Raw genomic sequence first — 21,976 nt, forward strand, 5'->3', positions numbered from 1 at the left:
GCACTGGGCCGGGGCGGGGATCAGATCGGCTCGGGACAGGCTCGGCGTAGAGAGGGGGCCAAGCCTGCGCCTTGTCTCAATGTTTGCGTATTTTCCGGATCGCGTCCAACTCCGAAGCGCTGATTCCGGTGTTGCGGGTGATACTGTCCTGTTTTTGCCCGAACCGCGCCATGTCGATGGCCTGCTCGATCATCCGGTCGCTGACCAGCCAATCAAAATCGCGGCGCATCTCGTCCATCCGGTCGGCGATGCTGACCAAGGACGCTTCACTGCTCAGCCCCAGCTTGTGGCCCAGCCGCTGCGCGACCTGCTCGATCTCCGCTTCGCTCAGTCGCAGCACCTGACTGCGCAGACAAGAAAGCATCCGCGCCATCCGGATCGACAACGCAAGCATCAACGGCAATGCGACCATCAGCAGCGCGGCGAGCGAATAGAGGGTAATTTCGGAATAGGTCATGCCTCAGTCCTCGTCTCAGCGCGTCATAGCGCTGTAATCTTGAAAAATGCTATCGGCGATACGCTTGGCGTCCACCGGGTAATTGCCGTTGGCAACAGCGTCCTTGATCCGCGTGACGCGCTCGGCGTCAAACGGCGGCCCCTGTTCGACCATACGCTCGATCACGCCGATCGAGGCAGAGGTACTAAGCTTGACGGAATCCACCGAACTGACAGGCTGATGCGCCCGTGTGCCGCTGGCGCCACCCGGCGCGCTCTCGGTCGAAACCGGCATGAGCCGCGGTCGTGCGGCATGGGAAGAATTGACTGAATCGACCATCTGATCTCTCCGGTGGGACGCCATCGGGGCGCGTTTCTTATAGGGAAGAACGGCACAGGCTCAGCGTATGTTAGGCCGCACCGTGACTTTGTTGCGCCCCGTCACCGTCACATGTACCACCTGCCCGCTTGTGGCATTGGTGACGCGGATATCCTGCCCCAACTGTCCGGGCTCAAGCGCGATCCCCGACGCCTCGATCCGAATTCCGCCCACCGCCGTGACAATTGTTACAGGCCCGTCCGGATCGACCAGCCACTCATACTCCAGATGCCGCGCCAAGAGCGGCTGACCGGCGCCGAGATTGCTCTTGAGACGGCGACCCAGCGCAGTTTGCATCGACTCCACCAGATCACCCTGAGCGTTTGCGGCAATCCCGGCCACGCGCAGATGCTCTGCCTGCAACACCGTGCCACGCGGCAGGCTCTCGGTCAGCATCAGCGCGGTGCGCTGCGCCACCTCAGAGGAGCCGCCGGGCAGACGGGCGGCGGCTTGTCCACCCTCAATCCGGATCACGCGTGTCCATCCTCCCGGCCCTTCACAGCGCAGGCTGACTGCCTGCCATCCGCCGCGATGCGGGGAAACCTCGGGCGGCATCGGACAGGAGGGAAACCCCCGGTTGGCCGAGAGCATCGCTTGTCCCCCCTGCCCGGCATCCGCCAAGGCCTGCTCAACAAGCGCCTGAACCTCACGCCCCTCCAGCGCCACCGCTTCGAGCGGCACCAGAAACGCCATCATCAAACCGAATCCAACCCGGATCACAGCCCCGCCTCGACAAAATAGACTCGCAATCCGTTGAAACTCGCCGGTGCGCGGCTCGGATCGAGCGGGCGCAGCGTGGTCTCTCGATTGCCCAGCACCACCACCTCCAAGAGGCCAAAGCCGTCATTGGGATCATCCACAAACGCAAGACTCGCCCGCGTCAGCCCATGGCGCCGCCCCAGCGGCACAGTCAAACCATCACCGCTCAGCACCAACCGCGCCTCGGCCGGTTGACAGGCCAGACCGTCCAGCATGGCGCGCACCTCCTGCAACACCCCGGCAGTCAGTTCCGCTTCCGCGCGGCTGCGGTTCTGCCCCGCGACAAATCCCACGACCCCACCGCGCGGTGCCTTGGCCTGACGCTCGATGCGGCGTTGCAGGGCCGTGCCATCAGGCCCGATCAACGCCAGATCAAGGGTCAACCGCAGCACAGCGCCTTGGCGATCCACTGTAATGCTCTGGGTCATCCGATGATCACCCGCCGCGGGCACCGATTGCCCACGGGTGAGCGCGGTGTAATCCAGCGCCGCCGTGACCGCCGTGACCGCAACCGGGGCAATCCGCTCCAGATCCGTATCAGGATGGGCGCGCAGCACCTCCATCAGATCCCGCGCAAGCCCCTGCGCCAAGGGCTCTGCCCAGGCCGAAGCCTCGGGCGTTACCCGGATCTGCGGCAGCGTGGCGCTGACCGTCAACCGCCGACGCGATGCGCAGGCCCCGACCGGCATCGGTCCGACCTCGGCCGCAACCCGCACCAGCCATTGCCCGTCCTGCAACGCAGCAGACAGAATGCGATGACTGAGAATGCGCCCCGTCGGGCGCAATATCGTCAGATCAGCGGTGATCCGCCCCTTGGTCATCGCGGTATGACCGCGCAGGCTTGCCCCGCCCGAGAGCGCCGCCGACACCAAGGCCTCGCCAACCGCCCGGCGGCGGGCGGCGTCCTGATCATCAGGGGCGGTCACATAGGCCCGCCCCTCGGCCTCGACCCAGAGCCTCGCGTCCTTCGCCCCGGCAGCGGCGCAGACCAAACTGCCCAACAGGACCAACAGCCAGAATTGCGGCCGTAACGCATGCCCCCACATGGCCTAACCCCGCTGACGCACAGCGCGCAGGATATAGCTGACAGTGTCGGGATCAATAGCCATCAGCACCTCAAAGGAATCGTCCCCCTTGGGGGTGATCCGCAGCGTCCGCGCGCCCCGGATTTCCCCGGCGACCACCGCGCGCACCGTATCGCTTTTCAAGACCTGATCATGCAGCGTGCTCTCAGAATTGATCCGAATACCGTGGATTTGCTCGGTCAGATCGCGGATCGCTTCCATCCGTGCGGCGCGGATTGCCATCAAACGACGCTCGTTGATCGACGATCCCGGCTGGGTTGAAACCTGCGACAGGCCAAGCCCGGTAAATTGCACCGCTTGTGGCGCGGTGGCCGCGGCCCTGACCGGCACACCCGACAGATCATCCTTGAGCTGCGCCACAGCTTGGGTGCGCGCACTCGCATTCTCGGGCAGGGCATCCACCGCACGTGACGGGGCCATACATGCCCCAAGCGGCAGCAAGACCAGCGGCAGAAAAACAGAGCGGAGCATCTTGGATGACATGGGGAACCTCTTTCGACAGGGCCGGACAGGCCGGATTTTCAACGCTCGACCTGCAAGGCCCGTGCCACCCCTGACCTGCCCCTGCCCGCCGCGGTCCAACTTCCCGAATTGGCACGCGATTTGCACCGTTCACCGCAATGCCACCCAACACAAAGGACGCCCAATGGCCGCGCTGAGCCCTGCCTCATACCGCCCAAATCTCGGGGCCAGTCTGTTGCCTGTGGGTATTCTCGCCATCGTAGCGATGATGGTGCTGCCGCTGCCTTTGGCTTTGCTGGATATCTTCTTTGTTTTCAATATCCTGCTGTCGCTTCTGGTGCTGATGGTCTCACTCTATAGCTATCGCCCGCTGGATTTCTCGTCCTTTCCGTCGGTTCTGCTGATCGCCACCGTGCTGCGGCTCGCCCTCAACGTGGCCTCGACTCGGATCGTGCTCACCGACGGGCACGAGGGCAGCGGTGCCGCGGGCAAGGTGATTGAGGCTTTTGGCAATTTCGTGATCGCGGGCAATTTCGCCGTCGGCATGGTCGTGTTCATTATTCTTGTGATCATCAATCTCATGGTCATCACCAAGGGTGCAGGACGCGTCTCTGAGGTCTCGGCCCGCTTCACCCTCGACGCCATGCCCGGCAAGCAGATGGCTATCGACGCCGATCTCAACGCCGGAATTCTGACCCCCGAACAGGCCCGCGCGCGGCGTACAGAAGTGGGCGAAGAGGCCGATTTTTATGGCGCGATGGACGGCGCTTCGAAATTCGTCAAGGGCGACGCGGTTGCGGGCATCTTGATACTGGCTGCCAATATTCTGGGCGGCATCGTCATCGGCACCTCGCAACACGGGCTCTCGATCGGACAGGCGGCTGAAACCTATGTGCTTTTGTCCATCGGGGACGGCCTCGTAGCCCAGATCCCATCGCTCTTGTTGTCGATCGCCACGGCGGTGATCGTGACGCGCGTGGCCTCGACACAGGACATGGCGGGCCATATCGGCACCCAGATCGGCATGCACCGCGCCTGGCTGCCGGTGGCGGCGGTGATGGCCATCATGGGCCTCATTCCGGGCATGCCCAACCTGCTGTTTATTCTCGCGGCACTGGCCGCCGGTGGCGTGGCTTGGGCCACCCGCAAGCAATCACCTTCCGATGAAACCGCCGCAACGCCTGCCCTTGGGCAGCCCCCGCGCCGCGCGGCCCTGCCCGCCCCCGGCAACGGCGGCGCCAACCAACCGGGCGCACGCCCCGACAGCGGCGGCGCCATTACAGCCGAAGACGTGACCGATTACGCGCCCATCACCATCCAGATCGGCTTTGGCCTCATTCCGCTGATCGAAGAAGGCTCGGGCGGCGCGCTGGTGTCGCGGATCACCGGCATCCGGCGCGAGGTCTCGACCGCAATGGGCTTTGTCATCCCCGGCGTGCGCATCCGCGACGACATGGGGCTGCCAGCCAATTCTTACCGCATCCGCATCCGTCAGGCCATCGTGGCCGAGGACGTGGCCTATCCTGACCGCAAGCTGGCGCTGCCCGGCGGCGGCACCACCCGCAAACTGCGCGGGATCGAGGTCAAGGACCCCTCCTTCGGCATGGATGCCGTCTGGATTCAACCGCATCAACAAACCGAGGCCGAGGCGGATGACTATGTGGTTGTCGAACCCGCCTCTGTGGTCGCCACCCACCTCAGCCAGATGCTCTATGCTCATGCCGCCGACCTGCTCGGCGCGGATGATGTACAGGGGCTTTTGGACAATCTCGAACGCTCTGCCCCGACGCTGGTGGAATCCGTGGTGCCAAAACTGGTGCCGCTGCATGTGCTGACCGCCGTGCTGCGCGCGCTCTTGCGCGAACGCATGCCCATCGCCGACCTGCCCCGTATTCTAGAGGACCTCGCCGGCATGTCGGCCCGCCTCAGCGAACCGCAGGACATGGCCGAAGCGCTGCGTCCGGCGCTGGCCCCGCAACTCCTGCAACAGATCGCACCGCTCAGGGAGAGCCTGCACCTGATCACGCTCGCCCCCGATCTGGAGGACCTGCTGACCCGTTCGCAGCACGACACCGCCGGGCTGATCGTCGAACAGGGGCTGACCCGTCAGATCCTGAGCCAATTGAACGAGGCGCAGGAAACCCTCGCCGGTCAGGGCCGTCAGGCTGTGGTCGTGGTCTCCGCCGCATTGCGCCGCGCCTTTGCCGCCTTCCTTCGGGCCCATGCGGTCGAAGCCATCGTCATGGCTGTCTCCGAACTGCCCGACAACCGCCGTGTAGAAATTGCCGCCAGCATTGGCAGCGCCAGAGCCACCCCCCCGCGGGCGGCAAGCTGAGGATGTAATCAATGAGCACGATGACCTTTCGCGCCCGAGACAGTGTGACTGCCCTTGAACAGGTGCAACGCCGGTTGGGACCGGATGCGCTGATCCTGTCCAATGACCTGATTGACGGGCAGGTGGTGATCATCGCCAGCGATGATGCGCCCGACAGCCTTGCGCGGCCCATGCCCCGGTTTCGGCCCGTGCCCGTCCCCGAGCCAGAGCCAGAGCCAGCACTCGTACCCGTACCTGCCGCCGCGTCCGTGGATATCGTGATCGATGACCCGATTGACCCGATCGCGCCGCACGCCCCCGTGGCGACAACGGCCGCACCTCGCCTGCCCAGCTTTCTCAGCCCAGATGCCCCCAATCCCTTTGAACGGATGCTGGACAAGGCCAAAGCCACCGAGCCAGCGCCCCCTCACACCCCCGAGGACCCGTCCCCGGCCCTGCCCGATCCGCTGATCCTGCGCGACCGGCTGCTGAATGCGCCCCGCATCGTTCTGGTGGGACCGGCGGGTGCGGGCAAATCTCAGGTGGCGTTGCAACTGGCGCTGACACGTCTCGCGCGCAAACCCGCCAGCACGGTGAAATTCTGCTTTTGTGGCACGGGATCGCATAGCGACGGGGCCTTCTTGGCACAGAAATCGCATCTGCTGGGTATGGAAACCCTGTTTGAAACCCCCGACACCCTCGCCGCCCCCGAAGACGGCACCCTCCAGATCGTCGTGATCTCGGGACGCGGTGGCGATGGCCCGGCCCTTGGCCGCGCCGCGCTCAGCTTGCCCGAGGCCCGCGCCGCCATGGTGATGCCGGTCGGGCTGCGCCCGGACCGGATCAAGTCCCTGAAACAGCGATGGGCGGGACTGACAGAGGCAGCGATCCTTTCGGATACGCAAGACGCAACAATCGACGCCGAGGATCAGGCCGCATTAAGCGCCGCCGGGCTGGTGCCGCTCTGGGACTCTGTCCCCGATCAGCTGGTCGAGGGGCTGCACGTGATCGAGGATACGCCCAAAATGGACTCTTTCCCGTCGGATACTGACATCGGCACCGACCCGAAATCACCCGTACTCTTTCGCCGTCACGGCACAGAGCCGGAGGCACGGACATGATCGCCCCACAGAGCTATGCAGAACAACAAACCAACCCGGCCCGGCTGGTTGAACAGCACATGCCGCTGGTTAAACGTCTGGCTTGGCATTTTCACGGCCGCGTGGGACGCTTCATCGAAATCGACGACCTGCTTCAGGCCGGGTATCTGGGGTTGATCGACGCCTCTCAGCGCTATTCCGTTTGTGACGGGGTCAGTTTCGCAGCCTATGCCGCAATCCGAATTCGCGGCTCGATCATCGACCATCTGCGCCGCAACTCGAACCTGTGCCGCAATTCGATCACCATGCGCCAAAAGATCGAAGCAACCCGCCGCAAGCTTTCGCAACAGCTGGGCCGCGAGCCCGAAGTGCCTGAAATGGCCAAAGCGCTGGAGCTTACGACCGATGCGCTGCAGGACTGGGAAAACCGGTTCCAGACCAATCAACTGCAATCATTGGACGAGGTCTATACCGATCATTCGCTCCTCTTCAGCGACAATGCCACCACACCCGAGGATGAGGTCGAGCATCGGCAACTCAAGACGTTGCTGCAAAACGCGCTCGAAGATTTGCCCGAACGGTCGGCACTGGTGCTGCAACTCTATTATGTCGAAGAGCTGAACGTCTATGAAATCGCTGCAATTCTGGATGTCACCACGGGGCGCGTTTCACAGATCAAGAAGGCCGCGATCAACCAGTTGCGCGACCTGATGCAGGCCAGGCTGCACAATCACGCGGCGGAATGATCCCGCCGCGTCCCGCAGCCTGACACGCGTGACCGCTTAGCCGGCCAACCGGATCTCAGGCTCTGGCGCTTCTTCCGGCCACAGCCCCAGCGCGCGCCGGGTATGCCGCATATTGAGAAATTGCGCGGCACTCGGATAGGCTTTGTCACCGTACCCCGCAGCGGTCAGCGCCGCGCTCACATCGGCACGACCGACTGGATCAAGGCTCAGCAGCGCCTGTTGGCCGGGATAGAAACTCTCGACAATCGTGCCATTGGCAAGAATGAGCGCGTGCCGATCCAGCAAAAAATGGAAATAGCGCACTGCGCCCTTGGGATGCGCCCGGCGAATGCCCGGCATCCCGACAAACCCAAGTGCAGGACCGATACAGAGCCCATCCTGCGCCCCTTGTTCCGGCAGGGGCACGCGGTGTTGCGGGGATAGTTTCAAAGGGCGCAGGGGCTGCCCCGGCCCCAGCGCGCCCACTTCGAAGCGGACAGGGGCGGCCCCGTCGAATGCCATCTGATCAAGATCAATCTCGGTTGACCCGGTGCAAATGATAGCATGCTCTTGACCGAAGATATCCAGAACCCGGTCTCCGATGGCCAGCGATTGAACATTCCGTTCGCCTGTTGGACATAAAATCGACGTGCCAGCCACAAAGCCGACCGGCCCCTCCGCGCTCAGCCGATAGCCGACCGGCTCCAGATCCACCACCAAGGCAATCGCCCCAAGCAAATTGGGCACACCGTTCGGATAGACAAAAATGACCTCTCCGGTTTGGTCATGGCTGAAGATCAGCAAATCAACGACTATGCCTGTCGGAACCACAAGCCCGCTCTGGGAAATCCCCGGCTGCGCCGTGCCCGACCCCTGCATCGTATAGTGGACGCCGTTGATCAGGGTCTGCTCTCCGACATCCAACGTGCCGCTGTGATCCGACAACGTGGCAGAAACCGCCTCATCAAAGATACCCGGCAGGATCGTCTGACGGGAGGACAGCAATTGCGTGACCAACAAAGCCCCGTAATAGGATTTGTACACAATATCATAGTCAGCCACGGCATTCGTCCTCTTGCGTTCGGCAGATCGTTGGCACTCCCATGGTGAACGCCCGCCACAAAGGCTGCGCTCAAGGCGACCGGATCAGCCGCTTGCAAGTGGGGCCAAACAAATCAGTTATTCGAGTTCCATCCATCAACCAGATCCCGCAGGTAGTCTCCGGTCGAGTTGAGTTGCGTGACGATCAGTTCCATTTGCGTGAACTGGCTCAGATAGCGCGTGCGCACATCCTCTGAGCGCAGATCCAGCGCCTCCAGCGCGGTGGTCTCGGTGGCGATCGAGGTATTCAGCGCCTGCTCACGCTCTTCCAGCGCACTGCCATCCGCCAGCACACCCGACAGATAGGATTGCAGACTGCTGATCATGCTAGGCGCATAGGTGATCTCGGCCAGATCCGTCCCGGCGGACACGGTAAGCGTGAGACCCCGCATCGGCCCTGACGGAACACGGTAAGTCCAGTCGCCATTTTCCTGCTCTGCGCCGAATAGTGTCACACCCGACAGGGTGGCGATCCCGGTGGCCGGATCGCGCGTCAGCGCATAACGACCAGCGGCCGGATCGGTGGCAAGGCTGCCACTGATCTGCACATCACGCCCGTTCAGATCGTCGCGGATCAGCGGATCGAGCAGCGCAGGATCTGCCGTCAGCGCGGCACTGAAACGCTCTGCATCAAGCGTAAGGCTCCCGTCGCGCTCTGTCCGGATACCGATATCCGCCAGATGCGTGCCCCGGACGCCAAACCCACGCCCCAGAACCGACTCGATTCCGCGCAAAACACCATCGGCCAGACTGTCGCCTGCCAGATCACCTGCCACCCCGGCATCCCCGAACCCGCGCGCGGTCAGCGATTTCACAAGGGTCTGCGTGGCATTGATGATATCGACAAAACTCTGCATCACCTCAAGCGCGCCCTCAGTATTGGCACGCGCTGACACCTTGGCATCAAATGCCGTTGTCGTATTCAGGTTCACCGTAAGACCGGGCAAGAGATCATCAATCTGGTTGCTGGCGCGGGTCACGGCAATTCCGTTGAGGCTGAGCTTTGCATCCTGCGCGCGCTGCACCTGCGCCGTGCCCAGATCGGTGCTGATGTCAAAACTGGCCAGCCCCGGATCTGCACCCGCAGCCACACTCAGACGCAAGGCGTTCTGTTCCCCTGTCTCGGAAATGATGCCAAGCGAAAATGTGCCGTCGCCCACGTCGATGACCCGCGCCGACACGCCTTCGAACGTGCTCAGCGCCTCGGCCATATCGGCAAGACTGCTGCCGGGTTGAAAGGTCACCGTCTGTCCACTTCGCGTGCCAGCAGTAAAAACCGGCGGGACATCCTCGGACCAAGACCCGAAATCGACAGTCAGAACGCCGCTGCCAATCTCTGCCGCAGCGTCGGTGAACCCGACAAAACTGAGCACTTGCGCCTGCGCCAACTGCTCGACCCCGATCCGCGCGCCCTGAAGATCAACCGCAGTCGGATCGCTGACCGTGACCGACACGGCCGCGTTGTCGCTGCTGACGCTGCGCGGGGACAGGCCCTGCATCAATCCCAACGCGTCGTTCACCTGCTCTGCCTGCCCGCGCAGCCGGTCATAGCCCGACAGGCGCAGCTCCGCCCGGTCGATCCGGTCCGCAATCAACGCCCGGCGGGGGGATATCTCCGCCTGCGTCAGTGAATCCGCCAGTTCCGCGATATTAAGGCCGGTGCCACCCCGATTGAGCGCGGTCAGAATCTCGTTTTCCATGATAAACCCTCTTCACCCCTGACAACGGCACACGGAGCCGGGCTGTTAGCCCTGCCGCCTCAATAGGTGATCTCAATCTCAATCCGGCGGTTGAGCGCCCGACCCGCCGCCGTGTCATTGTCACTGACCGGCAGGGATTCGCCCCGACTGGTCGCGGTCAGGCGCTCAGGCTCGATCAGCCCCGACACCGACAATTCGCGCACCACCGAAGAAGCCCGCGCCGCCGCCAGCCCCCAGTTGTCACGATAGGGCGACGCCCCGTTCAGTGGCACCGAATCCGTATGCCCAGTCACAACGATCTGGCTGGCCTCGCCCATGGCGGCAAAGGCCAGCCGCGCCATCACATCGCGCGCCTCGTCGGTCAGATCCGCCCCGCCGGACGGAAAGGCGCCGCCTTCCCCGACGGTGATGATCACCTTGTCCTCACGCTGTTCGACTGAAACCAACCCCTCGCCGATCTCCTGTTGCAAGGCGACCCGCAATTGCGCATCGGCAATGGCGGCGTTGCGCGCGGCTTGACCGGACTGCATTTCGGCCTCCGCCTCGGCCTGCATGGCCTCGGCCATCGCTTGCAGATTATCCGCCAACCCGTCGATCATCACATCGGATGTGGATTGCCCCGTCGCCTCTGCGGCCTGTTGCAGGGCCTCTGCCGCCTCGGTCAACTGCCCCGGCAGGCTCTGGGCATCGGGGGCGTCAAAGGTCATCACCACCTCGCCATCGCGGGTCTCAACCTTGACCTGCCCCTCTTGCAAGGCCTCTTGCAACGCTTGCGCCAGTTCGCGCGCCTCGGATTGGCCGGGCGCATCCGCGCCCTCGCCTTCAGCAGCACCCTTGCCATCCTCTTCCGTCACCGGCCGCTGGATGTCAGGCTGCTCGGTCTCGGTCGTATCCTGCGTCATCTGTTCGGTGACGGACATTTCCGGCGAGGGGCTGAACGACAGGTCAAGGATCGTCGTGCCTTTAGGCTGCTCCATCACCGGCACCTTTCGCTGCACGCCAAACGCCATGCTGAGCGACCCCGCCACCATCTTGAACTTGGGTTGGTTGAATTCGGCAAAGGACAGGATCAGCACGAAGAACGCCATCAAGAGCGTGGCGATATCAGCAAAGGTCGCCATCCACGCCGGAGCGCCTTTGGGCGGGCATTTCGGACATTCGTCGGGGGGAACCTCAATGGGAACCGGCAGGGGAATGGGTTTGCGCGACATCTCTCTGACCGCCTCAGGCTGCCAACAGCTTGGTTTGCAGCTTGGGCGGCATCACCGCAACCATCTGCTCTTGCACATTGCGCCCGGATTCACCGCGCGCAATATTGCGCAACCCCGCGACGACCATATCGCGATAGGCCGCCTCGCTCTCGGTATAGCTTTCCAGCTTGGACAGCACCGGACCGAAAATCACATTGGCGACAAAGGCACCGTACAGCGTGGTCAAAAGCGCCACCGCCATGGCCGGACCAATCGCCTTGGGGTCAGCCATGTTGCCCAGCATCTGCACCAGACCAATCAACGTGCCGATCATGCCCATCGCCGGGGCAATGTCGATCCAGCCGCGCAGCGCCTCGTGCACCTCACCGTGGCGGACCTTCATCGCCTTGATCTCTTCCGACAACTGCTTGACCAGCTTGGATTCGTCCGCGCCGTCCACCAGCATCTGTAGCCCCTTGGAAAAGAACTTGTCCGGCACTTCCTGATTTTCCAGCGCCATCAACCCGCTCTTGCGCGCCACATCCGACAGCTCAACCATCTTGGTGATCAGATCTTCCTTGCTTGCCGCCTTGGGCATGAACGCCTTGCCCATCGCACCAAAGCTGCGGAGAAAGACGGGCATGGTGCATTTGTACATGACCGCAAAGAACGTGCCGCCAAACACAATCAGGATCGAGGCAACGTCGATGAACGGCCCAAGACCACCCGCAGCCAACATCGAGCCAATCACCATTCCAATTGCACCGATCAGACCGATGAGCGAAGCAATATCCATTGACGGGTCTCCTTGAGCTAAGCGTGGCAACCGGCAACGCACCGGGCATCGCCCATAGTGGGGCAAGAACCATACCAAGCCAGAGACGGTCACAGCCGAAAGAATTTATTTATTAAAATACATGCACTTAATACGATTTCCGGAAATCGCGCTAAACATTTTCCGAGGCAGCCGTTGCTCTTGTCAAGCGCTGGACAGCGTATCCAGACAAGCGCTGACCAACGTAACACGGCAACCCAGGAGACTGATAATGACCACGATCAATACCAACATGAGCGCGATCACCGCACAAGCGAACATGACCCGCGTCAACGATGACATGAACGCGGCCATGAGCCGCCTCTCGTCGGGCCTGCGCATCAACGCCGCCAAGGACGACGCCGCTGGCATGGCCATCGCGGAAAAAATGACCTCGCAGATCACTGGCCTCAACCAGGCGGTCCGCAACGCCACCGACGGCAAGAACCTGCTGGACACGACCGAAGGCGCACACGTCGAGGTCTCGAACATGCTCCAGCGTCTGCGCGAACTGGCCGTTCAGTCTTCGAACGACACCAACACCGCCTCGGACCGCTCGAACCTCGGCGCAGAAGCCAAGCAGCTCGTGACCGAAATCAACCGCGTCGCCAAAGACACGACCTTTAACGGCATGAACATTCTCGACGGTTCTTTCGCCAGCAAGCAATTCCAGATCGGCGCGGACTCGGGTCAGGTGCTCAACATCAGCGTGGACAGCGCCGCCGCCACCGACATCGGCGCGCATACCATGAACTCGAACGTGTCGCTGGCCGCTGGTGCCGCCACCACCGACACTGGTATCGCCGCAGCGACGACCATCAACATCACCGGCTTTGCCGGCAGCGCCGAACTGACCACCACTGCAGGCCAGTCGGCTCAGGAAATGGCAGCCGCAATCAACAACGTCAGCGCCTCGACCGGCGTAACGGCATCGGCTGAAACCAACCTCGAACTGTCGGGCTTCTCCGCAGCGGACACGGTCACCTTCGACGTGAACGGCGTAAACATCGGCACCGTGGCCATCTCTGACACAGCCGACCTGCGCGGCGTTGCCACTGCGATCAACAACCAGTCGGGCCGTACCGGCGTGACCGCCACCATGGGTGATGACAATTCGACGATCAAACTGACCGACGCCACCGGCGCCGACGTCCTGATCTCCGGGTTCACCACCGGCACCGGCACCTCCACCATGGACGTGACGGCCCAGAACGCTGACGGCACCGCCTCCGGGGCCACTGCGGGTACTCATACCGCAACTCTCACCGATGCTGCTGGCGACGCCGCCATCAGCGGTCAGGTGGAACTGAGCTCGACCAAGCAGTTCTCGGTCGGCACCGATGTGACCACCGCCGGCACAGTGTTCTTTGAGGACGCAGCCAGCACATCCGAGCTGAGCTCGGTGGCCGAGATTGACCTGACGACGCTGGAAGGTGCTGCAAGCGCACTCAAGGTGATCGACGTCGCATTGCAAAAGGTCAGCCAAGCCCGGTCCGACCTCGGTGCCGTGTCCAACCGTCTCGACAGCACGATCTCGAACCTGACCAACATCACGGTCAACGTTCAGGCGGCGCGTTCGGGGGTCATGGATGCCGACTTCGCCAAAGAATCGTCCGAGATGGCACGCTCGCAAATTCTGTCTCAGGCCAGCACCGCAATGCTCGCTCAGGCCAACCAAGCGGCCCAAGGCATGCTCTCGTTGCTCCGGTAAACGTCGAAATCTCGACAGTATCTAAAGAACCCCAACGGTATCGTTGGGGTTTTTTCAATTTAATCAAAGTGGGTTAGACGATTTTTCCGTCGTCACGTCGACATTGGCGAGAGCGTCGAATTCCGAGTCTTCAGTCTAACGGCAGGCCAGATAGGTATTTAAGCAAGAGATTGGAGAAAACACGATGAACATGCAAATTTCTCAGCGCACCGCTCAAACTCAGGGCCTTGTGATGACCGGCCACATGCAACAGGCGATTGCCCTGCTGCAACTGTCCAACACTGACCTGCAGCGCTATATTGAACAGGAAGCCGAGGAAAATCCGTTCATCGACGTGGCCCGTTCGGATCGCGCCCTGCCCAGCCTGCCATATTCCGGCGGCAAGGGAAATGACGGCGACGATGCCAGCAGCCGCGTTGCCAATCACCCGCTCTCGCTCTACGCGCATGTCGCAGCCCAGTTCGATCTGATGTTCACGTCGGCTCAGGACCGCGCCATCGCGGACCGCTTTCTCGAAGCGCTCGATGAAAACGGCTGGCTGGGCGAACCGCTCGAAGAGATCGCCTTTGCCTGCGCCCTCGACATGGATGAGGCCGAACATATGCTGCTCGCCGTGCAGGCGGTCGAGCCGTCGGGCCTCTTCGCCCGCAACCTTGCCGAATGCCTTGCCCTTCAGGCCGAGGATCAGGGCCTGATGACCCCCCTCTTTCGAGCCGTGCTCGACAATCTCCCGCGCCTCGCCGCCGCTGACCTGACCGGTCTGGCCCGCGTTTGCAACTGCGCGATGGACGATCTGCGCACCACTCTCAAGCAGCTGCGCAGCCTCAATCCCAAACCCGGTGCGGATTTCCTGATTGGTGACCTGATCGAACGCGAACCCGACCTGATCGTGACCCGTAGCGCGACCGGCTGGAAGGTGGAACTGAACCGCTCGACCCTGCCCGCCGTTCAGGTGGACGAGGCCAGTGCCGCCATTGCCACCCAAGACAAACGCGCCCGCGAGTATGTTGGCGAACGCCTTGGCGTGGCCCGCTGGCTGCGCCGCGCGGTCGAACACCGCAACCAGACCGCGCTTGCCGTGGGGGCCGAAATCGTCCGCCGTCAGGCCGCGTTTCTCGAACATGGCCCGGCCCGTATCGCTCCGATGACACTGGCGGATGTGGCGCAGACAATCGGCGTGCACGAAAGCACTGTCAGCCGCGTGACCACGGGCATCATGATGGTCACACCACAAGGCACCATGGGCCTCAAGCGGTTCTTCAGCACGGCCCTGTCAAGCGATGCGGACAGCGAAGGCGGGGCCTCTGCCGCCGCCGTGCGCTACCGCATCCAGAAAATGGTTGCCGCCGAGGACCCCGCCAATCCGCTCAGCGATGACGCAATCGCCCAGATGGTCAGCAAGGATGGTCCGATCCTCGCCCGTCGCACCGTCGCCAAATACCGCGACATGCTGCATATCCCTTCGTCGTTCCAACGCAAGCGGCAGGGCAAACTGAACGCGATGTAATCCGGGGCCGGGGCGTCAGCGCGCCTCGACCCCTGCCAGAACAGCGCGCTCCGCTGCGAAAAAGAACCGCAGATCCGGCGCAAGCCCCACCATCTGACGATGCAAATCGCGCTCCGAGCGGGCCGCAACCACCCGCCACAGGCGAAAGCCGCGCGCCATGCGATCCGCACGCACCAGCATCGGTGCCGCACGCCAGAAATAGATACAGATCAACGCCTGAAGCGCGCCGCCGGCAATCACCCCCAATGGCACACAGAGCACCGACAGCGCCGCCCAGATGGCCAGCGGTGTCCAGAGCCGCATCTGAAGCATATAGATCGGCGGCAGCAGCCCCAGAACAGATGGCTTTTGCGACTGTGCATCATAGATGTTGTCAGCGTTACAGATTACTTCGAAATTGCGCAGCTGCGCCGCAGGCAGAGGCGCCGGCAATGCTCCCGCCGCGTCAGGCACGGACACTGCGCGCCAGCGCCCCAGGATCGCCGTGCAGGACAGAACCGCCCAGACCTCCGCACCGCGCCGCAACCAGAGCACGCGCGGGCGGTCCGGCTGGTGCTTGAACAGGGCCAATAGATCCTTGGTTTGCCCGTCAACCGCATAGGCATCAACCCGCAGCAGGGTATCCCCGGGCCGCAGCCCGAGCGCCTTGCCCTGCGGATTGACCGAAGCAAGCGCCAACGCAGTCGTCGGCTGGCCTGTCGGAGGAACGTCAGAGGGGCTCATGCGCATGATATCCTATGGAAATCCAAAAGGATTGGTCTCGGCGCGCGCCTGCGGCTTCTTGCGTGACGGCGTCTTGGCCGTCGATTTGGCTGGCGCGGAGCTGACCTGCGGCGTCGATTGTGCCGTATCGTGCCGCTCCACCAACATCCGGCTCATTGCCAACTGCAGATCCGACAACCCCTTTGCAAAGGTCTCACGGGTCTCAATATGGCTGGCTTGCATGCTCTCCGACAGGCTGCGCAGCATCTGCGGCGCGACCGGATCTTTATCATTCTGGCCTGACATCGCGTCGACAAGACGCGCGGTCTCTTGGGTCATTATGGTCTCAAGACGCTCAATTCCGGCACCCTGTGCCGCCTCTATAGCGGTCACAGCCTCCGCAAGCCCGTCAAGCGCCGTCAATTGCGCCTGCAAATCGCCCACGGATTTGGAGAACACCGTCAGCGCCTCGATCTGCGTGGCGGTTGCGGTGCGCATGTCCGACAGGGTGCGCAGATAAACCAGCCCCGCCAAGGCAATGCAGAGCGCAGCAGCGGCCACGACGCCCAAGAGAAGCGGCTTCATTCCCTTGGCAAACGCGTCCAGACGCGCGGCGGCGGCAAGAGTATCAGACGAAAGACGCGCGACGTCCTCGGCGCTGTCATTGGCGGCTGTTGCCGCCTCAAGGGCCAGTTGAATGCTGTTTTCCAGCTCGGCGGGTGTGGTGCTCATGCCGCATTCCTTTGGGTGTTGCAAACCGCCGGACATTCCGGCTTTGTCCTCACCGTGCAGAGTTCATGCCAAGTACCGGGCTAAAATCTCAGAGCGACAGGTCGTTGAGAGAAGCAGACCCCAACCGATCATTGAGAACCGCACATGCACAGCCAATCGCTTATGACCGACACGATAGCTCCCCAGGCCGATTATCGACCCCGTTGCGCAAGCCACGGGCATGTCTGTCGCGCCGAAACCCCCTTTGCGCAGCTGTCCATCGGAACCCGCAACTACGAAATTGCCGAGGCCACCGGCGAGATCGAACGCCTCGCCTTTCGCGCCGAGGGACAGCAGGAATGGTGCGCCCTAGACCGGCGCGTCACCGAAGGCTGGGTGGAAATTTCCTCTGACATCCTGTTGCTCGACCCGGATGTGCTATTTGATTTTCTCCATACCCATGCGCTGCGGATCAGCACGGCCCAGGAACCGCCGTATGAGATGCGGTACGACACACTCGGGATCAAATGGACAGCGCGGCTCTTGCAGGACCGCGATGGCGAGGTTTGCTTTGAGGATGGGATCTGGCATTATGCGCGGCTGGGTCTCAGGGCTCCGTCTGACGGGCGCGAGCGCGCAATCATGGTCCTCTTGGCCGCCATCCCCGATGCCCGTCTGCGATTCGAACCGCATATTACGGAATGGGCGCATCGGATCGCGCGGGGCGTGCGCGTCATACCGATCATGTGATGCCCAGAAAGACGGCAGACCATAAAGATGACACCCCAGTTCATGTATTTTTTTTCGCACCCAAAAATCGGGTGAGTCTGATATTTTACAAATACTTAGTGTGTCCGGATCTATCTTAAGATACCCGGATAGCTTTAGATATTGCCACCCATCCGAAAAACTCTGCTATCTAGAATGAGCCAATTTGGCCTTGTTATGGCATCCAAAAGAGACACATCATGAACCGTAGAATCTTTATGACCCTATCCGCCGTTGGCTTTACGCTGGCACAATCCATCGCGGGCTTCGCAGCAGATACTGACGTGATCCTGACCGTGAACGATATGCGCTCCGGCGTCACTACAGAGTTCACCGATGCTGACCTTCTGGCCCTGCCGCAACAAAGCTTTGTGACCACTACGATCTGGACCGAGTCGAAGCCCAAGAAATTCTCGGGCCCTGCCCTGAAAACGATCCTCGACGCCGTCGGCAGCGAGCCCGGTAATCTGCGTCTCCATGCAATCAACGATTACAACGCACTCTTCCCCATATCGCGCATGGAAGATTCGGTGCCAATCCTCGCCATGCGGATTGACGATGCGGCGTTTTCAGTGCGTGAAAAAGGCCCGCTCTGGATTATGTTCCCCTTTGACTCGGAATCGCGCTACCAGAGCGAAGAATATTTCACGCTGAGCGTTTGGCAACTTAAACAGATTGACATCCTCGCCGAGTAATTCGTGATACCCTCAAACCCCAAAGACGGCAAACCAGACAAGGTCTTTAATTCGACCAAGCGCCTGTCTGCGCAGATTTTGCTGTCCTTGATGCTCATCTCTAGCATCGCGCTGCTTGTCAGCGCGATGGCGTTTCAAAAACGCCTGGACTCAACCCGCTCGGCCTCTACCGACAATAGCGGTTGGGTGGTTGCGCAGTTGGAGGTGGACCATCTCAGCCTGATGAAAGAGCTGGATCAGGCGGTGCTGAAATCCCGGCCTGAAGTCAGAATACCACTAGAGCCGAACGCTCTGGCGCAAGTCAAAAAAGAGTTCGACATCTTCTACAGCCGGATCGACATCTTTACGTCGACCCTGCACCGCATGGAGGTGTCCGATTCCCTGCTGGCGCAGGTGGACGAACTCAAGGTTGTCCGAGAGAGACTAGCCAATTGGATTGATGCGATTGACGCAACGGATCCAATCGCACTCGAATCTTTTCGTGACAAAGTGCAGAGTTCCTACCCTACGATACGCCAAGTCGCAGTAGCGGGTCTGCAAGAGATCACCACCGAAACTACCCATCTGCGCGAAGAGGAACAGAAACTCTTCGTCCGCTTTTTCGTGCAATCGCTGGTCTTGTTCGTCCTGATGGGGGCTGGTGCGGTCCTCGCCTTGCGCCTCTGGCATGAACTGGAACACCGCACCGCCCAGACAGGCCGCATCGCGGCAATGCTCTCGACCGCCTTCAACTCGACCATGAACGCGGTGATCGTGACCGATCCGCAATCGCGCATCCTTTTCAGCAACAAGCGCGCGCACCTCATTCTGGGCTACACCGCAGAAGACTTGCAGCAGATGCATGCCGAAGACATCCTCATCCTTGAACCAACCATCCCCCATGATCAGCTCGACGCGCTCAGCCTGCTCGACAAGGCACCGTTCGTACGTGCCTGCCGCAGCTCGGTCGGGCGCGACATTCCGGTGGATCTCTCGATGGTCAAGGATCACGATGTGTCCGGCAATCCGATCTTCATCCTTTTCATCCGCGATATCTCGGCTCAGGTCGCGGCGGAAACCAATCTGCGCGCCGCGCTCATAGAGGCCAAACAGGCCGCCCGCGCCAAAAGCATGTTCCTCGCCACGATGAGCCATGAGATGCGCACACCGCTGCATGGGTTAATGGCCTCGCTCGGGCTGATGGAAGAGGTGCAGATGTCTCCGGAAAACCGCGACCTGCTCAAGACCGCGCGCGATTGCAGCGCCCGCGCGCTTGAACAGGTCGATGATGTGCTGGAACTGACCCGGCTGGGCGAGAGCACGGAAAAGCCCTCACTCTTCAACCCGGCCCGCATCGCCGCAGATATCGTCGACGAATTGCGACCGCTGGCTCAGAAATCCAACAACCGGATCGAACTCATCACCCAAGGCGCATTCGACGACCACCGGCTCGAAGGGCTCCCAAGCGCCTTTTCCCGGACGCTCTATAATCTCGCGGGCAATGCGGTAAAATTCACCAAGAATGGCGTCATCTCCATCCGTCTCAGCCTTGGCGGTCATGCCCCCGAGAACCTTGATCTGACTGTCGAGGTCAGAGATACCGGCATCGGCATCGCTCTGGAGGATCAAAAACGCATCTTCGAGAGCTTCGAAACCGTTGACCGCAGCGAGGTAAACTCGACAATGGGCACTGGTCTGGGCCTGCCCATTGCCCGGCTCGCCATTGAACGGCAGGGCGGCGCATTGGGGCTCAACAGCACACCCGGTATCGGCAGCTGCTTTTTCTTTACAATCCCATTGCGGATATCACAGGCCTCCGAACAGGTGTCCAACCCAGAATTCCCCGAGGCCGAGATCCAGATCGAGGATACGCCGCGCCGCATTCTTGTGGTCGATGACAACGATATCAACCTGACCCTGATGGCCGAAATGGTACGGCGCATGGGCCATGTGCCCGACACCGCCCAGAACGGCCAAGAGGCGGTGGACAAGGCGCAGGCGTCGGCGTTTGATGTGATCCTCATGGATTTTTCTATGCCGGTAATGGACGGCCCCACGGCCGCCGCCGTGATCCGTCAGTCACGCGGTCCGTCGGCTCAGGCGGTGATCATTGGCGTCACCGCCTTGATCGGGGCCCAATCCGGCGACGCACAGGCCTCTGCCATGGACAACGTTCTGAGCAAGCCTGTCAGCCAACATCATCTCGCCCAAGCGATCCGCGACACAACGCATGGCCAACCGTTTGACGCAGCCCCCGCCAACGCCTTGGCAGAAACCCCCATAACCGAAAGCGACGATGCCGCGGCCAAAATGCGTGAACTGGGCGAACTGGTGGGACAGGAAACCGCAATCCGGCTGCTACGCGCCACGCTGACAGATGCGCAGCATGCCTTTGCGGCGATGTCCGATCCCGACCTGTCGCTTGAGGACAAAGTCCAGATCATTCACAAAGCGGTTGGATCGACCGGGGTTATTGGTCTCGACGAATTGACAGAGACCCTTTCCGAGGCAGAAACCTTGGCGCGTGACGGCGTTGATCCCGCCAATACCGCTCTCGTTCCTGCCGCGCGGACGCTCTTGCTGGAATTTCAAAGCGATTTTGAGCAATACCTCACCCCGTCCCAAGACGACGAGGACAGCCCCCTGTCAGAGGCTGTCTGACTCAATTCCCAGCTTTTGCATCCGGCTGATCAGCGTGGTCCGCTTGAGCCGCAGCATTTCCGCAGCGTGCGTCACACGGCCTTGGCTTAGTTCCAGCGCCGATTGGATCACCTTGACCTCAACCCGTTGCAGCATGGTGCGCAGGTCAAGCGATCCGGTCTCGGACAGCATTTCCTTGAGATCAGGCGCGCCCACCGGCAGCGCCTCCTCGATCGGTTCGGGTTGGGCGGCGGTGCTCGATGGAAAACTCAGGTGCGGCACCATGGCGACGCGCGCTTCTTCTTCGGTGATCGTGCGGTTGCGGAACAGGATCTGCGCCCGGTCGTGAAAATTGCGCAGCTCGCGCACATTGCCCGGCCACTCATAAGCCATCAACAGCGCCAGCGCACCCGGCGTCAGTTGCAGCATGGTTCCCCCCCGATCACCCTGCTCCATTATGCGCAGGATCTGGGGGATATCCTCTGGATGCTCTCTCAGCGCGGGCATGCACAGGCTGAAAACCTCGATCCGAAACAGCAAATCCTCACGGAACCGCTTTTCGGCAACGTCTTGGTGCAAATCGCGGTGCGTGGCGCTCAGCAGGCGAAAGTTCACCGCAATGGGCTCTCCGCCACCCACCCGCTGAATGGTCTGCGTTTCCAGCGCGCGCAACAGCTTGACCTGCACATGCAACGGGGTCTCGCCAATCTCATCCAGAAAAAGCGTGCCGCCTTCGGCCTGTTCAATCAGCCCGATCCGCCGATTGAGGGCACCGGTGAACGATCCCTTTTCGTGACCAAACAGTTCGGATTCCAACAGGTCAGCGGGAATGGCCCCACAATTGACCGGGATCATCGGGCCAGCGCGACCCGACATGAGATGCAGCGCGTTCGCCACCACTTCCTTGCCCGCCCCTGTCGGGCCGGTGATCAGAACCGGCACATCGCTCGGGGCTATGATGTTGATGGTCTGCTTCACCCGCCGCATTACGGGCGACTCGCCAATCAAGAGGGCATCAAGCCGCAAATCAATCGGAAATTGTTCCGTGAGCGAAGATGCAGTCCAATAACTTGCCATATTGCGCGATCCAGTATCCTTTGATGTCACATACACCCTAACAGCATCTGTTGTCTCCTCAGAGTGTGCAAGAGAAGACAAAGATTACTCTAAAGATACTAAATTAGCCCAAGTGCTCTCCT

General features: G+C 61.5%; 20 protein-coding genes. 8 read left to right on the plus strand and 12 right to left on the minus strand.

Annotated features, from left to right (window positions below; genetic code table 11):
• Nucleotides 1–76: 76 nt before the first annotated feature.
• The 5 genes from ACN0SW_RS05950 to ACN0SW_RS05970 are packed head-to-tail and all read right to left on the minus strand — an operon-like array spanning nucleotide 77 to nucleotide 3,141.
• Complete coding sequence (locus ACN0SW_RS05950) at nucleotides 77–457, minus strand: hypothetical protein (protein ID WP_417726994.1); 381 nt, start codon at nucleotides 455–457, stop codon at nucleotides 77–79.
• A gap of 15 nt (nucleotides 458–472) precedes the next feature.
• Nucleotides 473–775, minus strand: coding sequence for a flagellar biosynthesis anti-sigma factor FlgM (flgM, locus tag ACN0SW_RS05955; protein ID WP_417726995.1), 303 nt, complete (start codon nucleotides 773–775; stop codon nucleotides 473–475).
• A gap of 60 nt (nucleotides 776–835) precedes the next feature.
• Nucleotides 836–1,510 (minus strand): flagellar basal body P-ring formation chaperone FlgA, encoded by a 675-nt coding sequence (gene flgA / locus ACN0SW_RS05960; protein WP_417726996.1) that lies wholly within the window; start codon nucleotides 1,508–1,510, stop codon nucleotides 836–838.
• Nucleotides 1,511–1,530: 20 nt separating this feature from the next.
• On the minus strand, nucleotides 1,531–2,619 hold the full coding sequence (locus ACN0SW_RS05965; protein WP_417726997.1) for a flagellar assembly protein T N-terminal domain-containing protein: 1,089 nt from the start codon (nucleotides 2,617–2,619) through the stop codon (nucleotides 1,531–1,533).
• 3 nt (nucleotides 2,620–2,622) lie between these two features.
• Entirely contained in the window at nucleotides 2,623–3,141 is a 519-nt protein-coding gene (locus ACN0SW_RS05970; RefSeq protein WP_417726998.1) for an LPP20 family lipoprotein, read from the minus strand.
• 163 nt (nucleotides 3,142–3,304) lie between these two features.
• Between ACN0SW_RS05970 and flhA the strand changes: the two genes are divergently transcribed.
• The 3 genes from flhA to ACN0SW_RS05985 are packed head-to-tail and all read left to right on the plus strand — an operon-like array spanning nucleotide 3,305 to nucleotide 7,280.
• Nucleotides 3,305–5,455, plus strand: coding sequence for a flagellar biosynthesis protein FlhA (flhA, locus tag ACN0SW_RS05975; RefSeq protein WP_417726999.1), 2,151 nt, complete (start codon nucleotides 3,305–3,307; stop codon nucleotides 5,453–5,455).
• Between the two features lie 11 nt (nucleotides 5,456–5,466).
• Nucleotides 5,467–6,555, plus strand: coding sequence for a hypothetical protein (locus ACN0SW_RS05980; RefSeq protein WP_417727000.1), 1,089 nt, complete (start codon nucleotides 5,467–5,469; stop codon nucleotides 6,553–6,555).
• A complete protein-coding gene (locus ACN0SW_RS05985; protein ID WP_417727001.1) occupies nucleotides 6,552–7,280 on the plus strand; it encodes a sigma-70 family RNA polymerase sigma factor in 729 nt (242 codons plus the stop codon). Before ACN0SW_RS05980 ends, ACN0SW_RS05985 begins: the two co-directional genes overlap by 4 nt.
• A gap of 36 nt (nucleotides 7,281–7,316) precedes the next feature.
• On the opposite strand, the gene ACN0SW_RS05990 is transcribed toward ACN0SW_RS05985, so the two are convergent.
• From ACN0SW_RS05990 to ACN0SW_RS06005, 4 genes are all read right to left on the minus strand, one after another.
• The gene (locus ACN0SW_RS05990) at nucleotides 7,317–8,321 is read right to left on the minus strand and encodes a Hint domain-containing protein (RefSeq protein ID WP_417727002.1); all 1,005 of its coding nucleotides are present in this window, start codon (nucleotides 8,319–8,321) and stop codon (nucleotides 7,317–7,319) included.
• 113 nt (nucleotides 8,322–8,434) lie between these two features.
• The gene (gene fliD / locus ACN0SW_RS05995; RefSeq protein WP_417727003.1) at nucleotides 8,435–10,060 is read right to left on the minus strand and encodes a flagellar filament capping protein FliD; all 1,626 of its coding nucleotides are present in this window, start codon (nucleotides 10,058–10,060) and stop codon (nucleotides 8,435–8,437) included.
• A gap of 59 nt (nucleotides 10,061–10,119) precedes the next feature.
• Entirely contained in the window at nucleotides 10,120–11,271 is a 1,152-nt protein-coding gene (locus ACN0SW_RS06000; protein ID WP_417727004.1) for a flagellar motor protein MotB, read from the minus strand.
• A gap of 13 nt (nucleotides 11,272–11,284) precedes the next feature.
• On the minus strand, nucleotides 11,285–12,046 hold the full coding sequence (locus ACN0SW_RS06005) for a motility protein A (protein ID WP_417727005.1): 762 nt from the start codon (nucleotides 12,044–12,046) through the stop codon (nucleotides 11,285–11,287).
• Between the two features lie 250 nt (nucleotides 12,047–12,296).
• On the opposite strand from ACN0SW_RS06005, the gene ACN0SW_RS06010 reads away from it, so the two are divergent.
• Both ACN0SW_RS06010 and rpoN read left to right on the plus strand, forming a co-directional pair.
• Nucleotides 12,297–13,775 carry a flagellin gene (locus ACN0SW_RS06010; protein WP_417727006.1) on the plus strand — a complete coding sequence of 493 codons (1,479 nt, stop codon included), beginning with the start codon at nucleotides 12,297–12,299 and terminating at the stop codon, nucleotides 13,773–13,775.
• Nucleotides 13,776–13,959: 184 nt separating this feature from the next.
• Nucleotides 13,960–15,282 (plus strand): RNA polymerase factor sigma-54, encoded by a 1,323-nt coding sequence (gene rpoN / locus ACN0SW_RS06015; RefSeq protein WP_417727007.1) that lies wholly within the window; start codon nucleotides 13,960–13,962, stop codon nucleotides 15,280–15,282.
• A gap of 15 nt (nucleotides 15,283–15,297) precedes the next feature.
• On the opposite strand, the gene ACN0SW_RS06020 is transcribed toward rpoN, so the two are convergent.
• Nucleotides 15,298–16,005 (minus strand): hypothetical protein, encoded by a 708-nt coding sequence (locus ACN0SW_RS06020; protein WP_417727008.1) that lies wholly within the window; start codon nucleotides 16,003–16,005, stop codon nucleotides 15,298–15,300.
• Between the two features lie 12 nt (nucleotides 16,006–16,017).
• Nucleotides 16,018–16,716, minus strand: a complete 699-nt coding sequence (locus ACN0SW_RS06025; RefSeq protein ID WP_417727009.1) for a hypothetical protein — start codon at nucleotides 16,714–16,716, stop codon at nucleotides 16,018–16,020.
• A gap of 144 nt (nucleotides 16,717–16,860) precedes the next feature.
• On the opposite strand from ACN0SW_RS06025, the gene ACN0SW_RS06030 reads away from it, so the two are divergent.
• The 3 genes from ACN0SW_RS06030 (at nucleotide 16,861) to ACN0SW_RS06040 (ending at nucleotide 20,798) form a co-directional block, all read left to right on the plus strand.
• A complete protein-coding gene (locus tag ACN0SW_RS06030) occupies nucleotides 16,861–17,445 on the plus strand; it encodes a hypothetical protein (protein ID WP_417727010.1) in 585 nt (194 codons plus the stop codon).
• A gap of 218 nt (nucleotides 17,446–17,663) precedes the next feature.
• Entirely contained in the window at nucleotides 17,664–18,158 is a 495-nt protein-coding gene (locus tag ACN0SW_RS06035) for an oxidoreductase (RefSeq protein ID WP_417727011.1), read from the plus strand.
• 90 nt (nucleotides 18,159–18,248) lie between these two features.
• The gene (locus ACN0SW_RS06040; RefSeq protein ID WP_417727012.1) at nucleotides 18,249–20,798 is read left to right on the plus strand and encodes an ATP-binding protein; all 2,550 of its coding nucleotides are present in this window, start codon (nucleotides 18,249–18,251) and stop codon (nucleotides 20,796–20,798) included.
• Here the strand turns inward: ACN0SW_RS06040 and ACN0SW_RS06045 are convergent.
• Nucleotides 20,784–21,854, minus strand: a complete 1,071-nt coding sequence (locus ACN0SW_RS06045; RefSeq protein WP_417727013.1) for a sigma-54 interaction domain-containing protein — start codon at nucleotides 21,852–21,854, stop codon at nucleotides 20,784–20,786. The two genes, ACN0SW_RS06040 and ACN0SW_RS06045, sit on opposite strands and share 15 nt — an antisense overlap.
• Between the last annotated feature and the right edge of the window lie 122 nt (nucleotides 21,855–21,976).

Source organism: Roseovarius sp., assembly GCF_048262375.1.
GTDB lineage: Bacteria > Pseudomonadota > Alphaproteobacteria > Rhodobacterales > Rhodobacteraceae > Roseovarius.